The 26,360-nt window shown below is 61.3% G+C and carries 20 protein-coding genes and 1 pseudogene; 12 read left to right on the top strand and 9 right to left on the bottom strand.

All coding sequences use genetic code 11. From position 1 onward, the window contains the following. Positions 1-75: 75 nt before the first annotated feature. The 6 genes from bamA to lpxB all read left to right on the top strand — a co-directional run bounded on the left by bamA (position 76) and on the right by lpxB (position 6,354). Positions 76-2,415 (top strand): outer membrane protein assembly factor BamA, encoded by a 2,340-nt coding sequence (gene bamA / locus ACMVPR_RS06715; protein ID WP_416882220.1) that lies wholly within the window; start codon positions 76-78, stop codon positions 2,413-2,415. After that, positions 2,416-3,000 carry an OmpH family outer membrane protein gene (locus ACMVPR_RS06710; protein ID WP_416882219.1) on the top strand — a complete coding sequence of 195 codons (585 nt, stop codon included), beginning with the start codon at positions 2,416-2,418 and terminating at the stop codon, positions 2,998-3,000. Positions 3,001-3,062: 62 nt separating this feature from the next. Next, positions 3,063-3,524 carry a 3-hydroxyacyl-ACP dehydratase FabZ gene (fabZ, locus tag ACMVPR_RS06705; protein WP_085630989.1) on the top strand — a complete coding sequence of 154 codons (462 nt, stop codon included), beginning with the start codon at positions 3,063-3,065 and terminating at the stop codon, positions 3,522-3,524. Next, complete coding sequence (gene lpxA, locus ACMVPR_RS06700) at positions 3,521-4,306, top strand: acyl-ACP--UDP-N-acetylglucosamine O-acyltransferase (RefSeq protein WP_416882218.1); 786 nt, start codon at positions 3,521-3,523, stop codon at positions 4,304-4,306. The genes fabZ and lpxA overlap by 4 nt, the downstream gene beginning before the upstream one ends. 3 nt (positions 4,307-4,309) lie before the next feature. Next, the gene (locus ACMVPR_RS06695) at positions 4,310-5,212 is read left to right on the top strand and encodes an LpxI family protein (RefSeq protein WP_416882217.1); all 903 of its coding nucleotides are present in this window, start codon (positions 4,310-4,312) and stop codon (positions 5,210-5,212) included. Then, positions 5,212-6,354, top strand: coding sequence for a lipid-A-disaccharide synthase (lpxB, locus tag ACMVPR_RS06690; RefSeq protein WP_416882216.1), 1,143 nt, complete (start codon positions 5,212-5,214; stop codon positions 6,352-6,354). Before ACMVPR_RS06695 ends, lpxB begins: the two co-directional genes overlap by 1 nt. Before the next feature lie 57 nt (positions 6,355-6,411). Here lpxB and ACMVPR_RS06685 read toward each other — a convergent pair whose 3' ends face one another. Further along, entirely contained in the window at positions 6,412-7,029 is a 618-nt protein-coding gene (locus tag ACMVPR_RS06685) for an invasion associated locus B family protein (protein ID WP_416882215.1), read from the bottom strand. 458 nt (positions 7,030-7,487) lie between these two features. Between ACMVPR_RS06685 and ACMVPR_RS06680 the strand changes: the two are divergent. The 3 genes and pseudogenes from ACMVPR_RS06680 (at position 7,488) to xrtE (ending at position 12,601) form a co-directional block, all read left to right on the top strand. Further along, positions 7,488-9,046, top strand: a pseudogene (locus ACMVPR_RS06680) (helicase HerA-like domain-containing protein). Between the two features lie 63 nt (positions 9,047-9,109). Continuing rightward, positions 9,110-10,924 (top strand): ABCB family ABC transporter ATP-binding protein/permease, encoded by a 1,815-nt coding sequence (locus tag ACMVPR_RS06675; protein WP_416882214.1) that lies wholly within the window; start codon positions 9,110-9,112, stop codon positions 10,922-10,924. Positions 10,925-11,023: 99 nt separating this feature from the next. After that, the gene (xrtE, locus tag ACMVPR_RS06670) at positions 11,024-12,601 is read left to right on the top strand and encodes an exosortase E/protease, VPEID-CTERM system (RefSeq protein WP_416882213.1); all 1,578 of its coding nucleotides are present in this window, start codon (positions 11,024-11,026) and stop codon (positions 12,599-12,601) included. Positions 12,602-12,678: 77 nt separating this feature from the next. Here the strand turns inward: xrtE and ACMVPR_RS06665 are convergent, their stop codons facing one another. From ACMVPR_RS06665 to ACMVPR_RS06655, 3 genes are all read right to left on the bottom strand, one after another. Next, positions 12,679-12,843 carry a VPEID-CTERM sorting domain-containing protein gene (locus ACMVPR_RS06665; protein ID WP_300588848.1) on the bottom strand — a complete coding sequence of 55 codons (165 nt, stop codon included), beginning with the start codon at positions 12,841-12,843 and terminating at the stop codon, positions 12,679-12,681. Between the two features lie 141 nt (positions 12,844-12,984). Then, positions 12,985-16,758 carry an efflux RND transporter permease subunit gene (locus ACMVPR_RS06660; protein ID WP_416882212.1) on the bottom strand — a complete coding sequence of 1,258 codons (3,774 nt, stop codon included), beginning with the start codon at positions 16,756-16,758 and terminating at the stop codon, positions 12,985-12,987. Next, the gene (locus tag ACMVPR_RS06655; protein WP_416882211.1) at positions 16,755-18,059 is read right to left on the bottom strand and encodes an efflux RND transporter periplasmic adaptor subunit; all 1,305 of its coding nucleotides are present in this window, start codon (positions 18,057-18,059) and stop codon (positions 16,755-16,757) included. The genes ACMVPR_RS06660 and ACMVPR_RS06655 overlap by 4 nt, the downstream gene beginning before the upstream one ends. Positions 18,060-18,402: 343 nt before the next feature. On the opposite strand from ACMVPR_RS06655, the gene ACMVPR_RS06650 reads away from it, so the two are divergent. From ACMVPR_RS06650 to der, 3 genes are all read left to right on the top strand, one after another. Continuing rightward, positions 18,403-19,059 (top strand): hypothetical protein, encoded by a 657-nt coding sequence (locus ACMVPR_RS06650; protein WP_416882210.1) that lies wholly within the window; start codon positions 18,403-18,405, stop codon positions 19,057-19,059. Between the two features lie 48 nt (positions 19,060-19,107). Beyond that, positions 19,108-20,436, top strand: coding sequence for a PQQ-binding-like beta-propeller repeat protein (locus ACMVPR_RS06645; RefSeq protein WP_416882209.1), 1,329 nt, complete (start codon positions 19,108-19,110; stop codon positions 20,434-20,436). Positions 20,437-20,503: 67 nt separating this feature from the next. After that, positions 20,504-21,955 carry a ribosome biogenesis GTPase Der gene (der, locus tag ACMVPR_RS06640; protein ID WP_416882208.1) on the top strand — a complete coding sequence of 484 codons (1,452 nt, stop codon included), beginning with the start codon at positions 20,504-20,506 and terminating at the stop codon, positions 21,953-21,955. A 237-nt stretch (positions 21,956-22,192) separates the two neighbouring features. On the opposite strand, the gene ACMVPR_RS06635 is transcribed toward der, so the two are convergent. The 5 genes from ACMVPR_RS06635 to ACMVPR_RS06615 form a co-directional block, all read right to left on the bottom strand. After that, positions 22,193-22,873, bottom strand: coding sequence for a hypothetical protein (locus ACMVPR_RS06635; RefSeq protein WP_416882207.1), 681 nt, complete (start codon positions 22,871-22,873; stop codon positions 22,193-22,195). Positions 22,874-23,014: 141 nt separating this feature from the next. Continuing rightward, positions 23,015-23,137, bottom strand: a complete 123-nt coding sequence (locus ACMVPR_RS06630) for a hypothetical protein (protein WP_416882206.1) — start codon at positions 23,135-23,137, stop codon at positions 23,015-23,017. Between the two features lie 209 nt (positions 23,138-23,346). After that, positions 23,347-23,622 carry a hypothetical protein gene (locus ACMVPR_RS06625; protein WP_416882205.1) on the bottom strand — a complete coding sequence of 92 codons (276 nt, stop codon included), beginning with the start codon at positions 23,620-23,622 and terminating at the stop codon, positions 23,347-23,349. Between the two features lie 149 nt (positions 23,623-23,771). After that, entirely contained in the window at positions 23,772-24,905 is a 1,134-nt protein-coding gene (locus ACMVPR_RS06620; protein ID WP_416882204.1) for a leucine-rich repeat domain-containing protein, read from the bottom strand. Then, positions 24,892-25,995: a hypothetical protein gene (locus tag ACMVPR_RS06615; RefSeq protein ID WP_416882203.1), complete on the bottom strand. Its 1,104-nt coding sequence runs from the start codon at positions 25,993-25,995 to the stop codon at positions 24,892-24,894. Before ACMVPR_RS06615 ends, ACMVPR_RS06620 begins: the two co-directional genes overlap by 14 nt. Positions 25,996-26,360 lie beyond the last annotated feature (365 nt).

The following is a 26,360-nucleotide window of genomic DNA, read 5'->3' as shown; positions in this document are numbered from 1 at the left end:
GTTCTGCGCTTTTGACAAGCTAAGGCAATCTGGGTACTCACGTTCCAAAAGGGATGTCTGAGTAGGTTGCCAACAATGACACAAAAAACAGGCGAGCAGGTCACGCGGCACATTTCGCGTAAATCGTCGGTCCGTCCATTTCTCATAGCGGCGTCCGTTGCACTGGGGGTCGGCATCGCGTCACCCAACATGGCGACGGCGCAGGACTTCCGCTTTACCGCGATTTCGGTCGAGGGAAATCAACGGATCGAGGCGGGCACCATCGCCAGCTTCCTCGGCGTGGCGCGGGGGGAAACCATCTCCGCAGCTGAACTGAATGACGGCTACCAGCGGGTTCTCGCCTCTGGTCTCTTCGAGACCGTGGAGATCGAACCGCGCGGCAACACGCTTGTGGTGCGTGTTGTGGAATACCCAACGGTGAACCGCATCACGTTCGAGGGCAACCGACGTCTGGACGACGAAGCGCTCGCCACGATCGTGCAATCGCAATCGCGCCGCGTCTTCAGCCCTTCGACTGCCGAGGCTGACGCCACCCGCATCACCGAAGCCTATTCGCAGCAGGGTCGGATCGCCGCCCGCGTACAACCCAAGGTCATCCGCCGCTCTGACAACCGCGTCGATTTGGTGTTCGAAGTCTTCGAAGGCGGCGTGTCCGAGATCGAGCGCATCGGGTTTGCCGGCAATCAGGCGTTTAGCGATCGTCGCCTGCGCCGTGTACTGGAGACCAAACAGGCGGGCATCTTCCGCGCTCTGATCCGTTCTGATACCTTCATCGAGGACCGGATCGAGTTTGACCGCCAGGTTTTGCGCGATTTCTACCAGTCCCGCGGCTATGTCGATTTCCGCACAACGGACGTCAACGCCGAACTCAGCGAAGAGAGGGATGGATACTTCATCACCTTCAACGTCGAGGAAGGTCAGCAGTTCAAATTCGGTGAAGTGACCGTGTCGTCCGACTTGGCGGAAGTGGATGCCGATGTCTTCCAGCAGGCCATCCGCCTTCGCTCGGGGCGCACCTATTCGCCGACAGCCGTGGAAACCGAGATCGCGCGTCTTGAACGTCTGGCCATCATCGAAGGTCTGAACTTTGTTCGCGTCGAGCCGCGCGTCACCCGCAATGACCGGGACCTGACGCTTGATGTGGAGTTCCTGCTCACACGTGGCGAACGCATTTTTGTGGAACGCATCGACATCGAAGGCAACACCACCACGCTTGACAGCGTCGTGCGTCGTCAGTTCCGCGTTGTCGAAGGCGACCCGTTCAACCCGCGGCAAATCCGCGAAAGCGCCGAACGTGTCCGTGCGCTTGGCTTCTTCGAAGATGCGCAGGTTGAAGCCCGCGAAGGGTCGACACCGCAGCAGGTCATCATTGATGTGGACGTTGAAGAGCGCCCAACCGGCTCGCTCAGTTTTGGCGGCTCCTATTCGACCAACGGTGGTCTGGGTGCCACGATCTCCTTCAGCGAACGCAACTTCCTCGGACGGGGCCAGCAGCTGTCTCTGGGTGTGACAACCGGCGTCGATTCGTCGAACTACAGCTTCAGCTTTACCGAGCCGTCCTTCCTTGGCAGGGACGTGGCCTACACGTTCAGCGTTGATTATCTGGAGACCGACAACGCATCTGCAGAATATGACACCGCGATCGGGAATTTCGCGACCGGGTTCAGTTTCCCGGTCTCGGAAAACGGTCGACTGAGCGTCCGCTACGGGGCACGCTATTCCGAAATCACCAATCTCAACGAGTTGGTGGGCCAGATCATCACGGCAGAAGCTGCCCGTGGCGAAGTCTGGGACAGCTTTGTCGGCTACCGCTACAGCTATGACACCCGCCGCACCGGCCTCAATCCGAACGCAGGGGTTCTGTTGGAATTCGGCCAGGACTTCGCCGGTCTCGGTGGCGACAGCACTTACATCGAATCCACGCTTCGCGCCGTGGCGCAGACGAAAATCCTCAATGATGAAGTGACGCTCCGCGCGACATTGCAGGCCGGTGCGCTCAGCTATTCTGAAGGGTCGTCCCGCGTAACCGACCGTTTCTCGCTGGGGTCGAACCTGATGCGTGGCTTCGAAGGCGGCGGGATCGGTCCGCGCGAAGTTGGACCGGGAGATGTGAATGACCCGCTGGGCGGCAACTACTTTGCCGTTGCCCGGTTCGAAGCCGAATTCCCTCTGCCTCTGCCCGAGGAATACGGGATTTCAGGTGGGATATTCTATGACGTGGGCAGCCTTTGGGGCCTCGAAGAAACCAACTCGAATGTGCTCTACGAGGACTTTACCGCCCGCCACGTTGTCGGTCTGTCCATTTTCTGGACGACACCGTTGGGACCGCTGCGCTTCAACTTCTCAGAAGCACTCAGCAAGGAAGAGTTCGACGAAAGTCAGGCGTTCGATCTGACGATTTCCACTCAGTTCTAAATGGCGCAAAGACCCCGCACAGTTTTAGGAGCGCTCCTCGGGGCGCTTCTTTGCGTCTGGCAACCAGCGCAGGCGCAACAGGACGGCGGCCTGACAAATCTGGGCGTCGTGCAAAGCCTGATCCTGACCGTGGCTCCAGAGGCGCTTTACACGCAAAGCGACTTCGGTCAGCGCATCACACGCGAGATCGAAGCCGAAAGTGCCGAGATCGCCGCCGAGAACCGCCGCATCGAAGCGGAGCTGACAGCAGAGGAACGTGAACTCACTGAGTTGCGCGACAGTCTTACCCCCAAGGAATTTCGCGCCCGCGCCGAGGCGTTCGACGAAAAGGTGCAGCGCTTGCGCCGGGAACAGGACGAAAAGGTCCGGGCCGTCGGCACCCGCAACGAAGAAGCCCGCCGCGCTCTTTTGACGGCCGCGCAGCCGGTTCTGCTGCGATTGATGGAAGAAAGCGGCGCCGTCGCTGTGCTGGACCGGCGCGTCGTGCTGCTCAGCGTGGATTCGGTCGATATCACCGAACAGGCCATTCTGCGGGTGAATGCCGAATTCGGCGATGGGGCCGAGATCCTGCCGCCGCGCCCCTGACAGCTTGCTCCCCGGCATCGGGATTGGTACTCAAAGCCCAACAAGACCAAAAAGGACGCCCCATGAGCGACACGCTTCTTCGTGCAGACATCCAGCTGATCCAGCGCATCCTGCCGCACCGCTATCCGTTCCTGCTCGTGGACCGCGTGGAAGAAATTGACGGCACGCAATCTGCGCTTGGCATCAAGAACGTCACGATGAACGAGCCGCATTTTCAGGGTCACTTTCCGGGCACCCCGATCATGCCGGGCGTCACGATCATCGAAGCGATGGCGCAGACCGCTGCCGTGATGGTGGGCACCGCGCTCGACCTCGCGGACAAGGAGATGCTGATCTACTTCATGGCCATCGACAAATGCAAATTCCGCCGCAAGGTGATCCCCGGCGACCAGCTTCAGATGCGGCTGACCACGTTGCGTGGCAAGCCGGGCGGCAAGGTCTGGAAATTCGGCGGCGTGGCGACGGTGGACGGTGAAATGGCGGCGGAATGCGAATTCTCGGCCATGATGGATCTGCCCGCGTGACAGCCCAAATTCACCCCAGCGCCGTGATCGAAGAGGGCGCGCAGATCGGTGATGGCTGTGTCATCGGCCCGTTCTGTCATATCGGCCCCGAGGTTGTGCTGGAAAATAACGTCACGCTGAAAAGCCATGTCGTCGTGACCGGCCAAACCTCTATTGGCGAAGGCACCGAGATCTTTTCCTTCGCTGTGATCGGCGAGATCCCGCAGGATCTCAAATTCGATGGCGAAAAGACCAGCCTGATCATCGGCGCACGCAACCGCATCCGTGAACATGTGACAATGAACACCGGCACCAAGGGCGGTGGCGGTGTGACCCGCGTGGGCGACGACAACCTCTTTATGGCGGGCTGCCATGTCGCCCATGACGTGCAAATCGGCAACCGCGTGATCGTCGTCAACAGCGCGGCTTTGGCCGGGCATTGCATCCTTGAAGACGACGTGATCGTCGGTGGACTGTCAGGCGTGCATCAGTTCGTGCGCATCGGCCGTGGCGCGATCATCGGCGCGGTGACCATGGTGACCAATGACGTGATCCCTTACGGTTTGGTTCAGGCCGAGCGCGGGCGACTGGACGGGCTGAACCTCGTCGGTCTCAAGCGCAAAGGCGTCAGCCGCGCGGACATCACGGCCTTACGCGCGGCGTTCCAGATGCTGGCACAGGGCGAAGGCGCGTTTCAGGAACGGGCCAAGCGACTGGGCGAAGAAACCGACAGCGCCTATGTCCATCACATCGTCGATTTCATTCTGGGAGAGACTGACCGGTCCTTCCTCACGCCGGGCTGAACGATGACACTGGCGCTGATCTGCGGGCAGGGGCGGTTGCCGCGCATCGTCGCGGATGCGCAACCGCAGCGCCCTCTTGTCTGCGTTCTGAACGGGTTTGAACCCGACGGTCTGACGGCCGATCTGACTTTTCATCTCGAAACGCTCGGCAGCCTGCTCGATACACTGAAGGCGCGCGGCATCACGCGGGTCTGCCTTTGTGGGGCGATCCGTCGCCCGCCGATTGATCCCGCACGGCTGGACGCGAAAACCGCCCCTCTCGTGCCACGTCTGCAAACTGCTCTGACGTCTGGCGATGACGGTGCCTTGCGGATCGTGATGGCGCTCTTCGAAGAAGTCGGGATCTCCATCGCTGCGGTGCACGAGCTTGTGCCTGACCTGTTGCCTGCTGCCGGTGTCCTGACGTTCAAGACCTATCAGCCGCAGAACAGCATCGAGGCGACCATGGGCGAACGCACCGTGGCCGCCATGGGCGCACGGGATGCGGGGCAGGCCTGCGTGGTGCGCGGTGACAGCGTTCTGGCCCGCGAGGATGCGGCAGGCACTGACGCCATGCTCACCCGGCTTGCGCGGGACCGTGCCAACAACACCGGCGACTTCCTCAGCAACCCGATCAACGCCGCAAGCGACATGTTCGGCGGATTGCTGGGGGATGCAACCGACTGGCTCACTGGAGGCACGTCGACATCCGATGGCGGCATCCTCTTCAAAGCGCCAAAACCCGGACAGGACCGCCGCGCGGATCTGCCGGTGATCGGGGCCGGGACGCCCGACGCGGTCTCGGCTGCCGGACTGTCCGGCATCGTGATCGAAGCAGGGGGCGTGATGATCCTCGACCGGGCCAAGACGGTCGCTCGCTGCGATCAGTTGGGCCTGTTCCTCTGGGTGCGGGAAAAGGGCGGCTGATGCGGGTCTTCGTCATTGCCGGAGAAGCCTCGGGCGACAAGCTGGGCGCGGCGCTGATGGCGGGCCTGCGCAAACATGCGGGCGATGTGACGTTCGAAGGCATCGGCGGCGACCGCATGATCGCCGAAGGGCTGGATAGCCTGTTTCCCATGGATGAAATCTCGATCATGGGCATCACCGAGATCCTGTCGCAATACCGCCAGCTCAAGGCGCGTATCCGCCAGACGGCGGATGCGGTGTTGGCGGCCAAACCGGATGTCCTGATCACCATTGACCTGCCGGAATTCAGCCTGCGTGTGGCCAAGCTGGTCAAGGCGCGCAGCACTATCCGGACCGTCCACTATGTTGCCCCGACGGTCTGGGCGTGGCGTCCCGGACGCGCGAAAAAGATGGCCGCGCATATCGACCAGGTGCTCGCGCTTTTACCGTTCGAGCCGCCCTATATGGAAGCAGCCGGCATGCGCTGCGACTTTGTTGGCCATCCCGTCGTGACCGATCCTGTTGCCACACCCGAGGACGTGGCGGCCTTTCGCACTGCGCAAGGCATCGGCGATGCGCCTCTTGCTCTGATCCTGCCCGGATCGCGCCGCAGCGAGGTGTCGCGCCTCTTGCCGGTTTTCTCCGAAGTGGTCGATACGCTGCAAAAGCGCCACTCCGATCTGCGCTTCGTCCTGCCTGCAGCACCGAATGTGGCGGCTTTCGTGGCGGACGCGGTGGCTTCCTGGCCGGTCAAGCCGATCATTGTGAACCCGGCCGAGGATGGCATGGCGACCAAGCAAGCGGCCTTTGCTGCGGCCGACGTGGCGGTTGCTGCATCGGGCACGGTATCGCTCGAACTGGCGGCATCGGACACCCCCATGGTCATCGCCTACGACATGAACTGGATTTCACGCCAGATCATCGGGCGGATGCTGCTGGTGGACACGGTGACCTTGGTCAATCTCGTATCCGAGACACGCGTAGTACCGGAATTCATCGGCGCGAACTGCACGCCGGGTCCGATTGCCGACGCGGTGTCGGACCTTCTTGCTGCACCGGAACGACAGAACGCAGCGATGGCCCTGACGATGGAGCGGCTGGGAAAGGGGGGCATTGCCCCCGGCGAACGCGCTGCACTGGCTGTACTGGACGGCCTGAAATAGAAACGGGGGCCGGATCGCCTGATCCAGCCCCCACCAAAAACAACACGAAGAAGCGCGTTACTGCGGCTGCAACGCGGTGATTTCTTCAAAGGCTGCGGTGAAGCCAGACAGCGACATTGCGACCGTGACCCGCTGGTCCGGGGCCAGCGCCGGGACGATGGTCACATTGGCCACGTTGCCACGACGAAAGGCCGCCACGTCCTCGGCAACAAAACCGACGCGCGCGTAGCAACCGACGGTGGTGCAGAACGAAAAGTCATAGCGCTTGGCCTGACCGGAATCGACCCGCACGTTCAGCTTCTCGGTCAGCAGCGTTTCAAGCGGAACAACAAAGGTGCCACCGGCTGCAACCTGTCCGCCTTGGGGTACGCGGAAGATGCTCACTTCGGCCACGTTGCCACCGTTCTGATCTTTCAACAGTTGATACATCTGGCAGGGTTCAGGTCCTTCCGGAACACGCAGACACTGAATCGACCAGTCGCCATGGGTGGTTTTGACATAAGTGCCGTCCTTCGCCGACGGCTCTGCCACGGGCTCACCAGTGTCCAGAACCGACAGATCGGCATTCGCCGCGGGGGCCTCGGTGCCTTCGGGCGCGGCGGTGTCCTGCGCCATGGCGGCACCGGCAAAAGCGAAGCTGGCAATCGTTGTCAGAAGCAAAAGGGGTTTGGTCATAAAGTCCTCTCCGAAGCGTCGGTCATGTTTGTCCGTGCGTTATCATGCGCTGTGCGAAGTGTCAGGCCAAAACGCGAAAAGTTGACCAAGCGAGCGGCGGATTCTTGCGCCTGCTGGCACAAATTGTTTCAGGCGATGGTGTTCAAGTGAAAACTGAGCAACGGCATTCAATGGCCTGAAATTAAAAGGGAAGCCGCAGTGGTGCGACTTCCCTTTCTTGCTCCCTGTCGGACCGGCCGACTATTATTGCGGTGACGCTACGAAATGAAATCCACAGCGTCAACAGGCAAAATTCAATCGTGAATTCACAAAAAAGGCCACGCTTCGCAGCGTGGCCAGTCCAACAGGGAGGATCGCCCGGATCGCAGGGGATCAATTCGATCCGGACGAAAAACATACTGGCGGCAAAAGGTTAAGTTTGTATGTTCGGTTCCTGAACAGAGTGCTGGGGGATGTGTATGGAAAACGGTGTGTTTGTCGGCGGCGGAGGCGAGGGCTACGGCGTCAAGCAATGGTTGCGGTTGGACTATGCCAACCGGCATGGGCTTGTCGCAGGCGCGACAGGTACCGGCAAAACCGTGACGCTTCAAATCCTTGCCGAAGGATCTCTGCTCAGGGCGTCCCGGTGTTCATGGCCGACGTGAAAGGCGATCTGTCGGGCCTTTCCAAACCCGGAAGCGCCGATTTCAAGCTGCATCAACCCTTTACAGACCGCGCGGCAACCATCGGTTTCGAGGATTTCGCCTACCGGGCCTTTCCTGTCACGTTCTGGGATCTCTTCGGCGATCAGGGGCATCCGATCCGTACGACGGTCGCCGAAATGGGGCCGCTGCTGATCTCTCGCCTTCTCGAACTCTCCGAGGCGCAGGAAGGTATCCTGAACATCGCCTTCCGCGTGGCCGATGAAGAGGGACTGCCGCTGCTCGACCTCAAGGACCTGCAGTCCATGCTGGTCTGGCTGGGCGAGAACGCAAGCACGGTGTCGCTCCGCTATGGCAATATCGCCGTCCAGTCCGTCGGTGCGATTCAGCGACGCTTGCTGGTGCTCGAAAATCAGGGGGGCGCCGATTTCTTTGGCGAACCGGCGCTGGAACTGCGCGACCTGATGCGCACCGACCCGAACGGTCAGGGGCAGATCAACATCCTTGCCGCAGACAAGTTGATGGGGTCGCCACGGCTCTACGCAACCTTCCTGCTGTGGCTTCTGTCCGAGCTTTTCGAAGAGCTGCCCGAAGTGGGTGATCCCGAGAAACCGAAACTGGTCTTCTTTTTTGATGAGGCGCATCTGCTCTTCGACGATGCCCCCAAAGCGCTGGTCGACAAGGTGGAGCAGGTCGCGCGCCTGATCCGGTCCAAAGGCGTCGGCGTCTATTTCATCACCCAGAATCCCGACGACATCCCCGAAGACATCCTTGGTCAGCTGGGCAACCGCGTGCAGCATGCCCTGCGCGCGTTCACCGCGCGCGATCGCAAGGCACTGCGCATGGCGGCGGAAACCTACCGCGAAAACCCGGCTTTCGACACGGAACAGGCGATCCGCGAGGTCGGCGTCGGTGAGGCGGTGACGTCGATGCTCGAACGCAAGGGCATTCCGGGCATGGTCGAGCGTACCTTGATCCGTCCGCCATCCTCGCAGCTTGGCCCGATCACCCCGGCAGAGCGGGGCGGCATCATGGGCGCGAGCGACCTTGGCGATAAATACACGCAGCGCCTTGATCGCCAGTCTGCCTTCGAAATCCTCGCGCAACGCACGGCCGAGGCTGCCGCCGCCGCCGAGCAGGCGGAACAGAAGGAAGCCGAGCTTGATGCGGCAATGCGGGAATATACCGCCGGTCGGCGCTATACCGGCACCCGCGTCGGGCGCTCCACCTCGCAACCGACGCGGACCAGCCGAACCAGTCGCAAGGACGAAAGCTTTGGTGAAGCGATTGCCAATGTGGTCGTCAAGGAACTCAAGGGCACAACCGGGCGGCGGATCGTCCGTGGTATCCTTGGCGGATTGTTCAAAGCCCGCTGAGCACTGGTCCTTCCGGGCAGGGCGGGCTAAGTCAGGGCGTCGAACAGGACGAAAGACGCATCTATGCCCGCCGATACCACAACCGACGCAGAAATGGCCGCCGATGAACGCCGTTCCGGTTTGCGCACCATCCGCAAGGTCGGCCCATATCTGTGGCCCGATGACAAGCCGTGGGTCAAACGTCGTGTCGTGATCGCGCTTGTCAGCCTTGTGCTGGCCAAGATCGTCAACATGTTGGCACCATTGCTCTTTGGTAAAGCGGTCGATGCGCTGTCCGGGCAGGCGTCTGATCTTGTTCTGGGCGGCGTCGGGCTCACGCTGGCTTATGGCTTTGCCCGCCTTATGAACGTGGGTTTTCAGCAATTGCGCGACGGTGTTTTTGCCCGCGTCGGCCAGCGCGCCTTGCGCTCTTTGGCGCTGGAAACCTTTACCCATATCCACCGTCTGTCGATGCGCTATCACATCACGCGCAAGACGGGTGGGTTGAGCCGGATCATCGAACGCGGGGTCAAGGGCGTCGACTTTCTCTTGCGGTTCATGCTGTTCAGCGTAGGTCCGTTGATCCTTGAACTGCTGCTAATCTGCCTTGTGCTGCTCTGGCTGCTCGACATCCGCTACATGCTGGTGGTGCTGTTCACCATCGCCATTTACGTCTGGTTCACCTTCAAGGTCACCGAATGGCGCGTCCGTCTGCGCCGCGAGATGAACCAGCAAGACACGGATGCCAACCAAAAAGCCATCGACAGCCTGCTTAATTTCGAAACCGTCAAATATTTTGGTGCCGAAGCCCGCGAAGCCGCACGCTATGACAAATCGATGGAAGCTTACGAAGGCGCTGCCATCAAGACGGCGACCTCGCTTGCCTTCCTGAACTTCGGTCAAAGCCTCATCATCACCGCAGGGCTTGTTGCCGTCATGGTGATGGCGGCGCTTGGCGTTCAGGCTGGCACGATCACGGTTGGCGATTTCGTCATGGTCAACGCCTACATGATCCAGATCACCATGCCGCTGAACTTCCTTGGCACGGTCTACCGCGAGATCCGTCAGGCGCTTGTCGACATGGGGGAAATGTTCGACCTTCTCGAACAGCCGCAGGAAGTGTCCGACAAACCCGGCGCACCGGATGTGCAGGTGTCGAAAGGCGCCGTACAGTTCGACAACGTGAAATTCGGATACGACCCCGCTCGTCCGATCCTGAAAGGTGTATCGCTGCACGTCCGCTCGGGCGAGAACGTGGCCTTGGTCGGCCCCTCCGGGTCCGGCAAATCCACCATCGGACGACTGTTGTTCCGTTTTTATGACGTGACGGATGGCGCGGTGCGGATTGATGGGCAGGATGTGCGCGACGTGACGCAGACCAGCCTGCATGACGCCATCGGCGTGGTTCCGCAGGATACGGTGCTTTTCAACGACACGATCCGCTACAACATCGCCTATGGCCGCGCCGGTGCCACCGAGGACGACATCATTGCCGCCGCCCGCGCCGCGCAGATCCACGATTTCATCCTGTCGCTGCCCGAAGGGTACGACACGATGGTGGGCGAACGCGGATTGAAACTGTCGGGTGGCGAAAAGCAACGCGTCGGCATCGCCCGCACACTGCTCAAGAACCCGCCGATCCTCATTCTGGACGAGGCGACATCCGCGCTCGATTCCGAAACCGAGGCGTCGATCCAGGGCGCATTGAAACTGGCCAGCGAGGGCCGCACGGTGATCACCATCGCGCACCGCCTGTCCACCATCGCCGATGCGGACCGGATCGTTGTTCTTGAAAACGGGCAGGTGGTCGAAGAAGGCACCCATGACAGCCTGTTGGCCAGTCACGGGCGCTATGCGTCGCTCTGGAACCGTCAGATGCAAGAGGACGAGGCCGCCTGAGGGGCCGTGGACCGGGAATGACCACAACAGGGTCATAAAATGGCCCACTGAAATAACGAGGTTTTGCGCCGTTCCCTAGCTGAGAAGCAAAGAGAAACGATGTCCAGACTGATCTTTTCACAAGTCCTTTTGCTGATCGAAGCGGTTGTGATCGTTGCGCTGTATCAGGTGTTCAGCGATTTTGAATGCCGCCAGACCGATCTGTTCGTTCTGTGTCGGGGCATTCGCCTTGGCATGGTGCTGGGGCTTTGTCTTGCCGCCGGGTTCGCGCTGCTGCTGTTTTTCCAGCCCTCCCTGCGTTCGGGACTTGTGGACAAAGCCGCGTCCGGCGGGCCGGCGTCGCGCCGTTGGGGCATCGTACATATCGCCGGACTGGCATTGATCGCGGCCCCGACAGTGATCCTGTCACAGGGGCAGATGGTCGACCAAGCCGGGCTGTTTCTGTCGGCGCTGGCATTGGGCGGGGTTGCCGCGCTGGTCGGCGCGGCGCTATGGCTGATGCCTGCATCCGCGTGGCGCGACCTGTTCCGCGACCATGCCCGCATCCTTCTGCCCACCATCGCGATTGCGCTTCTGATCCCGTCACTGGCCTGGGCGATCAGCCTTGCGTGGAATTGGTTCGAAACGCTCCAACTCGCGACCTTCTACGGTGTCGCAATCGTTCTTGCGATCCTCGGCAATGATGTCTTCGTCAATCTTGAGCGCGAAACCATCGGCATCGTCGACTTCTACGTCGAAGTGGCCGAGTCCTGTTCCGGGATCGAAGGGCTGGCTCTGACCACCGCCTTCATGGCGATCTATGCGCTGATGATGAAGGATGATCTGCGCATGGGGCGCTTCTGGCTGATCGTCTGGCCAGCCGCACTTCTTCTGAGCTTCCTTCTGAACATCGTGCGGATCAGCGTGCTGATCCTGATCGGGGCCTATGTCTCACCCGAACTTGCGGTCAACGGATTCCACAGTTTCGCGGGCTGGCTGTCTTTCACGCTTCTGGCCTTGCTGATCCTCACCATCGTGAACGTGCTGCCGGGGCTGAGCAAAACGCCTCGGGCCACAAACGCAAAGGCGCTGACCCCGCTGACCGAGGAAAAGGCGGCGGCCTTCATCGTGCCGTTTCTGGCCTTCATGCTCTCGGGATTGTTTGTCCATACATTCTCGCAGACCCCGGAACTTTGGTACGGCGTTCAGGTCGTGGCGATGGCCTTGGCCTTGTGGATCTTCCGCAAGCCCATATTGGCCCTGACGCGCGATATAGATCTGATTGCGATCGGCGCAGGTGTTCTGATCGGTGTTGGCTGGATCGTGACGGCAGAACCTGCCGCGCCTTACGCATCTCTCGCAGAGGTCGGCGCAGTCGCATTGACCGTCTGGGTCGTGCTGCGCGTGATCGGGACGGCGGTTCTTGTGCCCATCGTGGAAGAGCTGTTCTTCCGTGGCTACCTATTCAGCCTCATCGACGATGGCAGCGCTTGGCGGAAAGGGCTGGCCATCGCGGTTACGACGGCCGGCTTTGCCGCGCTCCATTCCCGGCCAATAGCAGCCGCCATTGCGGGTGTCGTGTTTGCGGCGGTGATGCTCAGACGGGGCAGGGTGTTTGACGCCATTCTGTCCCACGCAGTCGCAAATGCCCTGATTGCAGCCGCCGCCCTGGCCACGGGGCAGTGGTCCCTGATTTGACGTCTTGCTCTTTGGTGGAGCCAAAAAAAAAGCATCCGACGAAAACGTCGGATGCTCATGTGTGTTGAGGGTCCAATTTACGCTCGCTTGCGCCGACGGACTTCCCAAGCCAACAACATTGCTGCAGCAACAACGGCAAGCGCCAGTGCACCACTGCTTGCATCGATTTCAGGAACAGAGGACGACACGGTAGGTGTCGTGCTTCCGCCACCGAAAAAGATACGCCAGCTATCCCAGAACATAAGTACCTCCTATATAGCAGCAATTCTGTCCTACACAAAAAAGCCATAATCTCCAAGCAACGGGGCTTTTCTGTTCACTTTTGCGCAACAATCATCAACTCTGACTAAAATAGAAAAAGTGCGGTTAACAAAGCTGCCACATTATTCAGCAGCCCTGACCGGAGGCGTGCCATCATTGGCCTGCGACCGCTGCAAAATACGCTTGAGATCATCAAGACCGGGAGCGCCGGATGTGCCTTCTTCGTAGTCCGCGTCAGGGCGTCCGTCGTCATCTTCCCAAAGGATCGTCGGTGATTTCAGCTTGCGTGCCGCCCGCTGCAATGTCCAGTCGCGACCTGCGCGGCTTGCGCTGCCTCCGCCCAGACGGGCCAGCAGGCGGAAGAACCACAAGGCGTAGGTCGTGAACCACACCCGTGCCGCCAGCATAGCGGGGGTGAAGACCAGCGTCAGAACCGTCGCGATGCCCAAGCCGAACACAACCGCCGTTGCCAGCTGTTTCCACCACAGCGCCGTTGGGCTGTCGATGGAATAGCCACCTCCGAAGAAATCAAGGCTCAGGCCGAACATCATCGGCGCAAGGCCAGCCATCGTTGTGATTGTGGTCAGAAGCACCGGACGAATACGATCCTCGGCGGTGCGCACAATCGCCTCGATCCGCGGCATGTAGCGCGAGTATTCTTGGTAGGTGTCGATCAGAACGATGTTGTTGTTCACCACGATCCCGGCCAGCGCGACGATCCCGGTGCCGGTCATGATGATGCTGAAGGTCTGATCCATGACCAGCATCCCGATCAGCACACCTGTGGTGGACAGCACCACCGCCAGCAGCACCAGCAACGCGTTGTAGAAGCTGTTGAACTGCGCCAGCAGGATGATGAACATCAACCCCAGCGCCGCCGCAAAGGCGTTCATCAGGAACGCGCCGCTTTCCTCTTGTTCTTCCTGATCGCCTGTCCACTCCCACTGAATCCCCGGCAGCGGGTCGGTGTCGAGCCATTGTGTCAGATGGGCGATCCGCTCATTCGCATTGACCGGCACAACCCGCGCCCCATTGTCGAGCGCGTCTTGTATTGCAGCTGCCGATACCTCGGACCCAGTATCGAACACAGAATATTGCGTATCGTTCGGCCCACGGATCTGGCCGTCGTCCGTGGCTTCAACCAGACCAAGCGTCGTGTCGGACCCGTCAGACCCTGCAACAACGACTTTGCTCAGCCCCACAAGAACATCTGCTTTGACGTCGAAATAGCGCTTCTGATCGACGCGGTTGATCTCGGCCAGTTTGGCCACCGGTTTACGGGTGATGAAGTTGGACAGCGGCACCAGACCGTCTGGAGTGCGCACGCGCAACGTGTCGAGCGTTGACAGGTATCTGTCCTCTTCCGGCAGACGCACACGGATCTCGATTTCTTCGTCGGAACTCGGCACGCGCATCGTGTCAAGCAGGATGCCGCGCGTCACCAATTGCACCATCGCGCCAACCACAGCCACGTTGGCACCATAACGCCCGGCCTTTTCCACATCGACATCAATCTGCCAGTCGATGCCGGGCAGGGGCCGCGTGTCTTCGATCAGTGTCAGACCCGGCGTCTGTTCGAACTTCTGACGTGTGGTCTCGGTGACAGCCAGCAGCTGGTCCCAGTCATCCGCCTTGAGACGCAGATGCACCGGCTTGCCACTGGCCGGGCCCTGTTCCAGCGCCTTGATCTCGACCTGTATCCCCGGCAGGGTTTGCGCCGCCGCGTTCAGTTCCGCAATCACGACATTGCCGTCCAGATCGGGACGATCAGCACGGTCTTCCCAAGGGATCGTTTCAAACTGCACCTGTCCAATGGTATCGCCGGGAATGGAGGCCCCGCTGGCATCGGTGTTCAGACCGCCGTCACCCGCAAAGGAAAAGGCGTTGATCACACCGGGATGCGCCAGAACGATGTCTTCGACCCGGCGGACAAGGGCGTCCTTTTCCTCAAGGCTCAGGTTGCCACGGGCGCGGACATAGGCAATCGCCTGTTCCGGTTCGGATTCCACGAAGAATTCGACGCCGTTGCTGTGTTCACCGAAATACATGAACACGCTGACAACAAAGCCCAGCACGCTGGCAATGGCGACGATTGGCATGATCGGATTGCCCGCGATAAGCTTGGTGAAATAGCCGAAAGCCGTCCGGCGGCGGCTGCCCTCGACCCGAGTCCGTTTCCAGGTGATCGACGCGGCATCGAGCACGATCGACGCCAATACAGACGCCACCAGAAACAGCGCCACGCCCGGAAGATGCGAGACAAGCCCATTGCCCAAGGGCGGGAACAGGAACCCCGGCTCAAGCAGCAAGAGCGCGCCTAGAAACAGCATCGTCAGCACGACAGGAACCAGCGCCGCCCGCAAAAGCCACGGTGTCCGTGCTTTCATGGCAGTCGACGCACGATCCAGCATTCGCGAAAAACGCCCCGTGACGCCGCCCATGACCGGCAGATAGACCAGCGCAACCACCAGCGATGCCGACAGCACGAAGATCAGCGTGACGGGCAACATCCCCATGAATTCGCCCGGAACACCCGGCCAGAACAGCATCGGCAGGAAGGCACACAGCGTTGTCGCGGTTGAACTGACCACCGGCCAGAACATCCGCTTTGCCGCCTCGACATAGGCATGCATCGGCCCCGACCCGTCCTTGATGCGCTTGTCGGCATACTCCACCACCACAATGGCGCCATCGACAAGCATCCCCACCGCAAGGATCAGCCCGAACATCACGATGTTCGAAATGCTGACCCCCATGATCGTCAGGAACACGAAACACAGCAGGAACGAGGTCGGGATCGCGAAGCCGACCAGCAGCGCCGCCCGCAGACCGAGCGAGGCCAGAACGACGATCATCACCAGCGCCACGGCGGTCAGAACCGACCCTTCCAGCTGTTTGACCATGCTGTCCACGATCCGCGACTGGTCGTTCGAACTGCCCACCTGCACAGCGGCGCGCAATTCCGGCGGCCAGTTTGCCTCGGCCGCGGCGACCTCCTGTTTGACCAGTGTCGCGGTGTCGATCAGGTTGAAGCCCTTGCGCTTCACCACTTGCAAGGCCAGCGTCTTTTCCCCGTTGAATCGCGCCGTGCCCTCGCGGTCCTCGAATGTCAGGTTGATGGTCGCCAGATCGCCCAACGTGACAACACGGTCGCCATTCACCTTGACCGGCAGGTCATACACATCGCGCTGATCGTCAAAGCTCGAAGGGATCTTGACCGCGAAACTGCCCTGTTCACTGCGCAATTCACCTGCCGCGATCAACTGATTGTTGTTGCGAACAACATTGATAAGTTCGTCAGCCGTGACGTTGTAGCTTTCAAGCCGAAGCGGGTCGATCACCACTTCGAGCATTTCATCCCGGTTCCCGGCAAGCCCGGCCTCAAGAACAGGTTCCAGAGATTCCAAACGGTCCTGCAGGTCTTTCGCCACCCGCGCCATCGTGCGCTCGGGCACAGGGCCTGTCAGGTTCACGATGATGATCGGGAATTCCGAAAAGTTGATCTCGTTGATCGAATACTGCTCGGCTCCGGACGGAAAGCTGGCCTGCGCTTTGTTCATCGCGTCGCGCACATCGGCCATGACCTGCGTCTTGTCCCAGCCGAACTCGAACTCAAGCGCGACACCCGCATAGCCTTCGGCAGCGGTGCCGGACATGGATTTCAAGCCATCCAGATCCGCCATTTCGGTTTCCATCGGCTTGACCAGCAGGGTCTCGCTGTCTGCAGCCGAAATACCGGGGAACTGGACCGACACGAAGAGAGCCGGGATTTCGATATCCGGCTCACCTTCCTTGGGCAGCGTGTCGTAGGCGAACCACCCGATGGCCAGCGACAACGCGATGAACGCCAGCACCATTCGGGCGCGTTCAGCCGCCCAATCGACAATCCCGGTCATTGGATGACCTCTTCAAAACTGGGGGCGACGGGCACACCATCCGTGACGAATTCCTGTCCCACGGTGATGACATCCACCTGATCAGGCAGGCCTTTGACATATATGCCGTCCGGCGTGTCGCGCAGGATTTCGACAGGCATGAACAGCGCCGCGCTGTCGCTGTCGATGACCCGAACGCCCAACGTACCCTCGTCATTCAGCGTCAGCGAAGACGATGCAAGAAGATGTGCCAGAACACCCTGCGATTGGATCAAAATCTCGGCTGTCTGTCCGTCGCGGATGGAAAAATCGGGGTTTGGAACGGTCAGTTCCACCCGGAAGGTGCGTGTCGTCGGATCAGCGGCGCGGGACAGGAAGGTCACGCGGGCCATCACATCGCGACCTCCGTTCAGCCGCGCCCCGGCCATTGCGCCCACTTCGACACGGCCAACCTCGGTCTCGGGGACAAATCCAACCACCTTGATCGGATCCAACTGGATCACCGTGGCACAGAGGCCACCGGGCTGCATCAGGCTCCCAAGTTCCGCGGTATCGGTCTCAAGCACACCTGCAAACGGTGCGGTGATCTGAAGGCGGTCGATTTCCGTCTGTGCTCGGGTGACGGAAGCCCGCGCGCTTTCGATGCTGGCGGTCAGCCCGTCCAACCCCGCCTCGGCTGCTTTCACACCTGCTTCTGCCGTCGTGATGGCGGCCTGCGCGCTTTGTACGGCGGCTTCGGTATTGGCCACACGGGTCTGGCTGGCGAACCCGTCCTGGCTCAGACGCTCGGCGGCAGTCGCATTGATCCGCGCTTCCTCAAGCCGCGCTTGCGCTTCGGAAAGGCGAGCCTGCGCTTCGGGAATTCGTGCTTCGACCTCGGGGCGGCGGGATTCGGCTTCGGCCAGTCTGGCCTCTGCCTCGGCAAGCGCCGACGCCCGCGTGCCCGGATCAACCGAACACAGCAGATCGCCCGCCTGAACAAAGGTTCCCTTGCGCAGGGGCGGCGACATGATCTTGCCGCTGACCTCGGACACGACAGACACCTGCCGCGCCGCTTCCGTTTCGCCACGCAGTCGCACCTGAGTTCCGATTTCCTGCGCAACTGAGCGTTTTGCCATGACCCGCACGACACCGTCCGCAAGGACCTCATTTTCCGTGGAAACCTCGGCTTCGGGCGCCGCCGCAACATCTTCGGAAGGCGCGTCTGCAACCTCGCGGGGGCTCAGATCCGACAAAAGCGCGAAGAAACGCTCTCGTTCGATCACCAGCCCAAACAGAACGGCGGCCACCAGACAGGCGGTGATAAGGGGAACTATGCGCATCAGACGAACCTTGTGCCTGCCGATCTATCGTAAAACGGGTGTCTTTGCCCCGGTCTGCGTGTGTCTTATCCGGTCTTCTTGCCCGCAATAAGACATACGGTGAACTAATCAGTTTAGATTAAGTCTCCGCAGAATTTTTTTCAAGATGAACCGAATGGTTCACCTTGTCTCAGGGCGTCGTTGCACGCGGGTGTGCAGGAATTGAGCAACGGATGGCTTATGTCACATTACATTGCGTGGGAAACACCGGAAAACCGCGGCTTGGCACCCGAGGCGCATCACGGTATGAGGGGCAAAATGTACGCGCGTCCAGCAAGAGGCGCAGGTCAAAAGGGGCTTCAGGGTGAGCGACACAGACAGCTTTATCGAAGAGGTGACCGAAGAGGTCCGCCGCGACCGCCTTTTCGCTCTGATGCGCCGCTATGGCTGGATTGCGGTGGTTGCGGTTCTGCTCTTGGTGGGCGGCACAGCCTATCGCGAATACACCCGCGCCGCCGAAACGGCCAAGGCGCAGGCCTTTGGCGATGCGATCCTGGCCGCTTTGGAAAACGATGCCGCTGCGGATCGTGTAAGCGCGCTTGACCAGATCGAGGCCCCCACCGCCGAAGGCGCTGCCGTGCTCGACATGCTGATCGCCGCGGAAGAAGCTTTGGAAGGCAACGGAACCGCCGCGGCCGAACGGCTCAACGCGGCAGCCACCGATGGCGACTTGCCAGAGATCTACCGCCAGATCGCCAGCTTCAAGGCGCTGACACGTCCCGAAAGCCCGCTCGGTGCCGACGAACGGCGCGTGGCGTTCGAAGCGATGGCCGTACCCGGCGCGCCGCTGCGGCTTCTGGCCGAGGAACAATTGGCGCTGCTCGACATCGAAGCAGGTGACACCGAAGCCGCACTGACCCGCCTCAACGCACTTCTGTCGGATTCGGAACTGACAGCAGGCTTGCGCCGACGCGCGTCTCAGTTGATTGTGGCGCTGGGGGGCGAGATCGAGGCGTCCTGATCGGAGGGCCGTCAGGGTCCGACACGACAAAAAGACGAGGGCAGGGCAGTGCAAGCGAAACTTATTTTGGCCAGCGTGATCGCAACCGGTGTTCTGGCCGGCTGCGCGGATCGCGAGATTATGCTGCCGGGCGAACGTCTGGGCGTCCGCGAAGTTCTTCAAGACCCGGTGAATGCCGTGGCCGCGACACCCGAAAACGCCACCGTCGCAGCAAGCATCCCCGCCACGGTGAACAACGCGGCATGGGCACAAAGCCATGTCAGCCCCTCGACCCGGATTGGCAACGCCGCGCTCTCTACCAATCTGACGCCGGTCTGGTCGACCTCCATCGGGCAGGGCGACAAACGCCGCGCGCGGATCATCACCGATCCCGTGGTCGCCGATGGTCGCATCTTCACGGTCGACAGCGCAGGCCGCGTCTCTGCCACGTCCACCAACGGCGAGGCGCTGTGGTCCTACAGCCTCGTGCCCCTCCGCGATGATGCCTCGCAAGCGCTGGCAGGTGGTGTGGCACATGACAACGGTCGGCTTTATGTCACGTCCGGTTTTGGCACGCTGACCGCTCTCGATGCCGCAACGGGTCAGGAAATCTGGACCCAGCGCCTTCAGGCAACGGCAACAGGCGCACCCACTGTGTTCGGCGGTCTGGTCTACCTCGTCGCGGGCGACAGCACCGCTTGGGCGATCGAGGCTGATGATGGCCGGGTGCGCTGGCAGTCCGACGGTCTGGGTGACGTGGGCAACGTCGCCGGGGCAGCACCACCTGCGGTCAACAACACGCATGTGGTCTTCTCCTTCGGCAGCGGTGCCGTACAAGGCGCATTCCGTCAGGGCGGCCTGCGCCTCTGGAGCGCGGACATTGTTGGCGCCCGCAAAGGATTTGCGATTGCTCTTGTTGATGACATCACGGGCTACCCGGTGATTGACGGCAATACGGTCTACGCGGGCAACCATTCCGGCAGCCTTGTCGCGCTCAATGTCAATTCCGGCGAACGGCTCTGGACCGCGCAGCAGGGTGCAATGGACCCGGTCTGGCCGGCGGGCAACTCGGTCTATTTTGTCTCTGACCTGAACGAGCTTGTGCGTCTGGACGCCACAACGGGCGAACAGATCTGGGCGGTCGATCTGCCGGGCTACGAACCTGTGCGCCGTCCACAACGCCGCCGCGACTCGGCATTCGCCAACCACGGTCCGATCCTTGCCGGCGGGCGTCTTATCGTAGCCTCTTCGGATGGCTTCCTGCGCTCCTTCGATCCGGCTTCGGGCGAATTGATCAGCCAGACCGAGATTCGCGGAGGTGCAACCACGCGCCCTGTCGTTGCCAATGGTACGCTTTACGTGGTGTCCACCAACGGTGTGCTGCACGCCTATCGCTGACCCCTTTCGCAGGCGCGGGAAATAGGCTAGGCGGGCGGCTTGATCTGAACCGGAGTCCTGTGCGCCCATGTCTTTCACCCTTGCCATCGTCGGCCGCCCCAATGTCGGCAAGTCGACCCTGTTCAACCGTCTGGTCGGCAAACGGCTGGCTCTGGTGGATGACCAGCCCGGTGTGACCCGCGACCTGCGCGAAGGGGCGGCCAAGCTGGGCGATCTGCGCTTTACCGTGATCGACACCGCCGGTCTGGAAGAGGCGACCGACGAAAGCCTGCCGGGTCGGATGCGCAAACTCACCGAACGCGCCGTGGACATGGCCGACATCTGCCTGTTCCTCATCGACGCCCGCGTCGGTGTCACCCCCGCCGACGAGGTGCTGGCCGAGATCCTGCGCAAACGTGCAGCGCATGTGATCCTTGGGGCCAACAAGGCCGAAGGCAACGCGGCTGAGGCCGGTGTTCTGGAAGCCTATGCTCTGGGTCTCGGCGAACCGCTGCGCATCTCGGCCGAACACGGCGAAGGCATGCCCGATCTCTACACCATGCTGCAACCGCTGGCCGACGCCTTCGAAAAACGCGCCGAAGCAGACGCGCCCGAAACCGAAGTGGATGTCGACGATGACGATCCCGACGCGCCCCGCGCCATCACCAAGGCCAAGCCGCTTCAGATCGCCGTTGTGGGCCGCCCCAATGCGGGCAAATCCACACTAATCAACAAGATCCTTGGCGAAGACCGCCTGCTCACTGGCCCCGAAGCGGGAATCACCCGCGATGCCATTTCCGTCCAGACCGAATGGGACGGCGTGCATATGCGCATCTTCGACACGGCGGGCATGCGCAAAAAGGCCAAGGTGCAGGAAAAGCTGGAAAAGCTCTCCGTCTCCGACGGCCTCCGCGCCGTCAAATTCGCCGAGGTTGTGGTCGTCCTGCTCGACGCTGCGATCCCGTTTGAATCGCAGGATCTGCGCATCGCCGATCTTGCCGAACGGGAGGGCCGCGCCGTCGTCATCGCCGTGAACAAATGGGACACGGAAGACGACAAGCAGGACAAGCTCAAGATGCTGAAAGAGGAGTTCGAACGCCTCCTCCCACAACTGCGCGGCGCACCGCTTGTCACCGTCTCCGCCAAAACCGGACGCGGCCTCGACCGCCTGCAAGCCGCCATCGTCAAGGCGCATACCGTCTGGAATCGCCGCGTGACCACCGCCCAGCTCAACCGCTGGCTGGCCGCGATGCTCGAACAGCACCCGCCGCCCGCGCCGCAGGGCAAACGCATCAAGCTGCGCTACATGACCCAGGCCAAGACCCGTCCGCCCGGTTTCATCGTGATGTGCTCACACCCCGACAAGATGCCCGACAGCTACAAACGCTACCTCGTCAACGGGTTGCGCGACGATTTCGACATGCCGGGAACCCCCATCCGCCTGACGCTGCGCGGGCAGGGCGATAAGAACCCCTACAAAGGCCGCCGCGAACGTAATGCAGGGGCGTTGAAAAAGCATTTGGGGAAGGGGCGGGGGTAACCGGCTGAAGGTCGGGTGTGCGGACGAAGCTGGCTGTCATCGGCCTATTGCGAATGACTGCTGCCAGCCCGAAGCGGACATGATCAGCCGAACGCTTTGTTAGCCCAGCGTCAGCAGGTCGGGCGGGAAAAGCGGAAGTTCGCTGCGAACGCGAATTCGTTAGCATGGGGCAATGACTACTCGTGAATACAAGGCTTGGGCGCTAGATTTCAGCGCCCAAGCCTCGTAGTTTTGGGGCTAGACATCGTTGAAGCTTGTCAAAAGCCAACCGTAGTTGGTGAATACGAGTGAAATGGTTCGCTGCCATCTTTGCCAGCGCTCACCGGCATTACGGCCATAGACATCAACGTAAACTGTCGCGGTTGTACCATCGTTGAAGAGCGTATGGGCGTTTGCGATCTCATAGTCTTGCCGTCCGTTGCGCCAGGGTTCATTTCGGCGCACCACCGGATCCACCCAGAAAGTCCGCTCTTCACGAGCCGCGCCGTGCTTGAGAAGGTAGTAGTAGGCGATCACGGCGGGCATCGGACCGTTTTCGCCCTCTGCCCGCGCACGTGACAGCACGTTGTCACGTGCCACTTGCCCGAAGGATTGCGGCGCCTGGTACGCGGCGGACAGGATGCGCTCGGCGCTTTCGCGATCGCGCCGGTTCTCGCGCCGGGCCCCGTAAGGCACGACATCGCTGTTCTGGGCGGCGGCCTGCTGCGCGGACAGCGCAACCTGACCCATCGTCGTCGCTCCGACTCGGGCGACGGTGGACCGGGAAACGACCCGCCGGAGCGTCGCCTGCGCCGCACGCCTGGCCGCCATGCGGCCCAGCCCCTGCAGCAAGAAGGGCACGAACCACGCGGCTTTGGCGGGCTGCGCCGGGACAAGCGCCAGAGCGCCGGCGCCAAGAAAGAAATCTCTGCGAAGCATGAGTGTATTTCCTTTTTTTGCTACCGGCTCAGCGCCGGTTGAAGAGCCAGATCAGAAGGCCGATGCCGGTGATCGCGAGAAGTAGCTTTTGAAAGTTGGACATGTCTTCGGTTTCCTGTGTCAGTGATAGCTGGGAGGGGCTCAGCAACGGCCGCGAAGAAAGTCTTCGAGGTAGTCCGACAGGGTCATCAGCAGGGCGAACCCGACGACCCAGCGCCAGAAGATGACGCAGAGCACGAGGGTGAGGAAAAAAGCGGCTTCCATGGTTTCGGTCCTTTCCGGTTGCGTGAGCATCCTCAGGATCGGTGAAACCCCTCCGGCAGACGACAAGGCGATTCCGGCATAGCGAGCGGGAGGATCCGGAGGGCGCAGGCGCCAGCCCAAAACGGAGACCGGGGGCGGATGACCGCCCCCGATCTGTCTTCAAGGCCAATGTGGGAGCACAGGGCGACAGGCGCCCTGCGCCGCGCGCCTTAGCGCGGCTTGAACGGCTTGCCGACAAGGTCCATCATCGCGGAGTCGTAGCCGTTCAGGTGGCCGAAGGTCTGCTGGCCCTGCTTCAGCGATCCGCCCGTCAGCGTCAGGCCCCCATCGGGGCTATGGGCATGGAACTGCACATTGTTGCCAAGGTTCGTGCCACCGGTGAACGGCCCGCCGAGGTTTCCGTTGCCAAGGCTGTTGGACCGGTTGAGCGGCTGGCCGCCAAACTGGTTGGGCAGCAGGCCGAGGCCGGGTTTGAAGGATGTCATGTCTGGTTCCTTTCAAATTCATGATGGGAATGCGCCGACCCGCACCCGCGGCTCGGCCAGCCGATCCACCGGACCGACCACATTAAGGATCTCGGAGTCCCCTCCGGCAGACGATGATGTGATTTCCGGCAGAGACGCGGACCTTTTGCTCAGGTGTTCCCGGACCCGTAATAAATCCTCAGCTTGGTCAGATGCGAAAGGACGCTGACATCGTGGATTTGAGTACCACTGATCTCCAGCGTCTGCAGCGCGGTCAGCCCGGCCAGTGGGGCGAGGTCGGTCACCTGCGTGCGGTCGAGGCGCAGCGTCTGCAGCGCGGTCAGCCCGGCCAACGGGGCGAGGTCGGTCACCTGCGTGCCGTTGAGGTTCAGCTCCTGCAGCGCGGTCAGCCCGGCCAGTGGGGCGAGGTCGGCCACGTGAGTGCCGAAGAGCCACAGCGTCTGCAGCGCGGTCAGCCCGGCCAACGGGGCGAGGTCGGCCACGTGAGTGCCGAAGAGCCTCAGCGTCTGCAGCGCGGTCAGCCCGGCCAACGGGGCGAGGTCGGTCACCTGCGTGCGGTCGAGGAGCAGCGTCTGCAGCGCGGTCAGCCCGGCCAACGGGGCGAGGTCGGTCACCTGCGTGCCGTCGAGGTCCAGCGTCTGCAGCGCGGTCAGCCCGGCCAACGGGGCGAGGTCGGTCACCTGCGTGCGGTCGAGGCGCAGCGTCTGCAGCGCGGTCAGCCCGGCCAACGGGGCGAGGTCGGTCACCTGCGTGCCGTTGAGGTTCAGCTCCTGCAGCGCGGTCAGCCCGGCCAACGGGGCGAGGTCGGTCACCTGCGTGCCGTCGAGGTTCAGCTCCTGCAGCGCGGTCAGCCCGGCTATCTCCTCCGGCAGGCGGTCGATCGACAGGAAAAACAGGTCCAGTTTGCGCAGGCCGACCGTTTTCGCCTCCGCGATGCGCAGTCGGGCTTCCTCGAAATCATCGGCATGGGGCGGGCGTGGGTCCAGCAGGATCGGCTCCAGTCGGGCGGGGTGGGTGCGCGCGATCAGGTCGCGCTGCGCGGTGCTCATCACCACCTGCACCAGCACCGCATCGCGGAACGACACGCCCTGAACCGACCAATTCCGCATGTCTTGACGGGGCAGGGCGTGAAAGCCTTCGAAACAGGTGGCGGTGTTGGCCCCGGCCTGCTCCAGTTTCGTCGGCCAGTCTTGCCCATCATCCAGCTTTGCCACGGTGCGCAGGACATCGTCCTGTGTCGCGTCGGGCAGTTTGACGGGGTGCTTGCCATCAAACGGGATCATTATGGTCCTCCGGTAGATCGAGCGCGGGGGCGGAGATCAGATCATGCCGCTGGTCATGGATCAGCGCGTTCCCAAGATATGTGTCGCCATCCGTTTCAAGCAGCAGGCTGCGCATCAGGTGGCTGGCAAGATTTTCGCGCGCCAGCTTGTTAAAGTTCTCTTCCTTGTCACGGCGCTGCCGTCCGCTGAGCGCGTCGATTTCCTTTTTTCTTTGTGCGCTGAACATGACCGAAATCTCGATCTCCTCCATCGGGGCGGTGACGGCGACCCGAAGTTGCGTATCGGCAAAGGTGACGCAGGTTGCCACCTCGAAGCCGTGTTCGAGACTGTTGACGTTCCAGACCTTGCGCACCGTGTTGCCGCGTTTTTTTGGATTCAGGCTATAGGAGATCACGCTGCTGGTGTTGAGCGTGTTGTCCATGTCAACGAAGTCCCCGTCCTGAAGCATGGGGGGCGGGGCGGATTTCGGATCCAGCGCATCGCCATCCATGCGCTGGAAGGCCGAGGTGTATTTCCGGAAGCCGAAATCGAGTGTCGCGAAGGGCTTGCCGTCGCTGGTGTGAAGCTGCACCCAGCCGTCCTGCAGGGAGATCGCGGTGACGACGATGTCATGGCGGGTGCCGCCATCGTTCAAGTCATTGGACAGCACGGTGACATCAAAGCGCGTTTCGCTCCTGTCCTGCAGCGACAGGGTGATTTCGCCGGGCCAGTCATAGGCACTGGTGCGAAACACCTCGCCGATGGTCGGATCGAAGCAGCCACGGCTGAGCAGGTAGAACGGATACAGCTTTGCGGCGCTCATGTTGTAAATCGGCTTCGTATCGGCCCCGTTGAGCAGGCTAATGATGGCCCGATAACTCATCTGCAGCTTTTCGTGGCGCCTTTCCGCGGTCTTGCTTTCGCACAGCGTGTCGACGCGGTTGATTTCTCGATTAGGCAGACCTGTCGCATCCGGGAACCGCCCTAACGTCAGTTCCTTGACGTGTTGCATGTAACGTGTCATGGCGGCTCTGTCGCTGGCCTGCGTGATGTCATATTCCTGACGGAAGAACTGGCGCAGCCGTTCGGGGTCATATTGTAACAGTAACACGGGTAGCTCCGTTCAGCGGTGTCTTGACGCCATTCTTTCGGGTGCGTCTCCGATAGAGAACCTGTTTTCTCCGACAGTGTTTGATCCCAAAAGGACTGTGGGAACTGTTCCTCCCAAGTTGAGAGGGACACCTTTTTAGGTTTTACACCTGCCGCCAAAGCTTTCAAGAAAAGGGCATGGCGAGAAAAGACACTTCGTGAAGGCTGACCGATCTACCAGATCCTCCGCAGCAACCACCGGATAATCGGGCTTCGTGATCCGTATTCGAAAAACACGTCTGGCGGTCGTCCGGTGACCTAATGGGATGAACTGCTGCGCATGGCCACTAGGCGAAGGGCTGCTTAGGGCCGGGCGCGTCTGGATGA

The sequence above is a fragment of the Marivita sp. genome (assembly GCF_048006345.1).
Taxonomy (GTDB): domain Bacteria; phylum Pseudomonadota; class Alphaproteobacteria; order Rhodobacterales; family Rhodobacteraceae; genus Marivita.
This window is presented reverse-complemented; position numbering and strand designations above follow the sequence as displayed.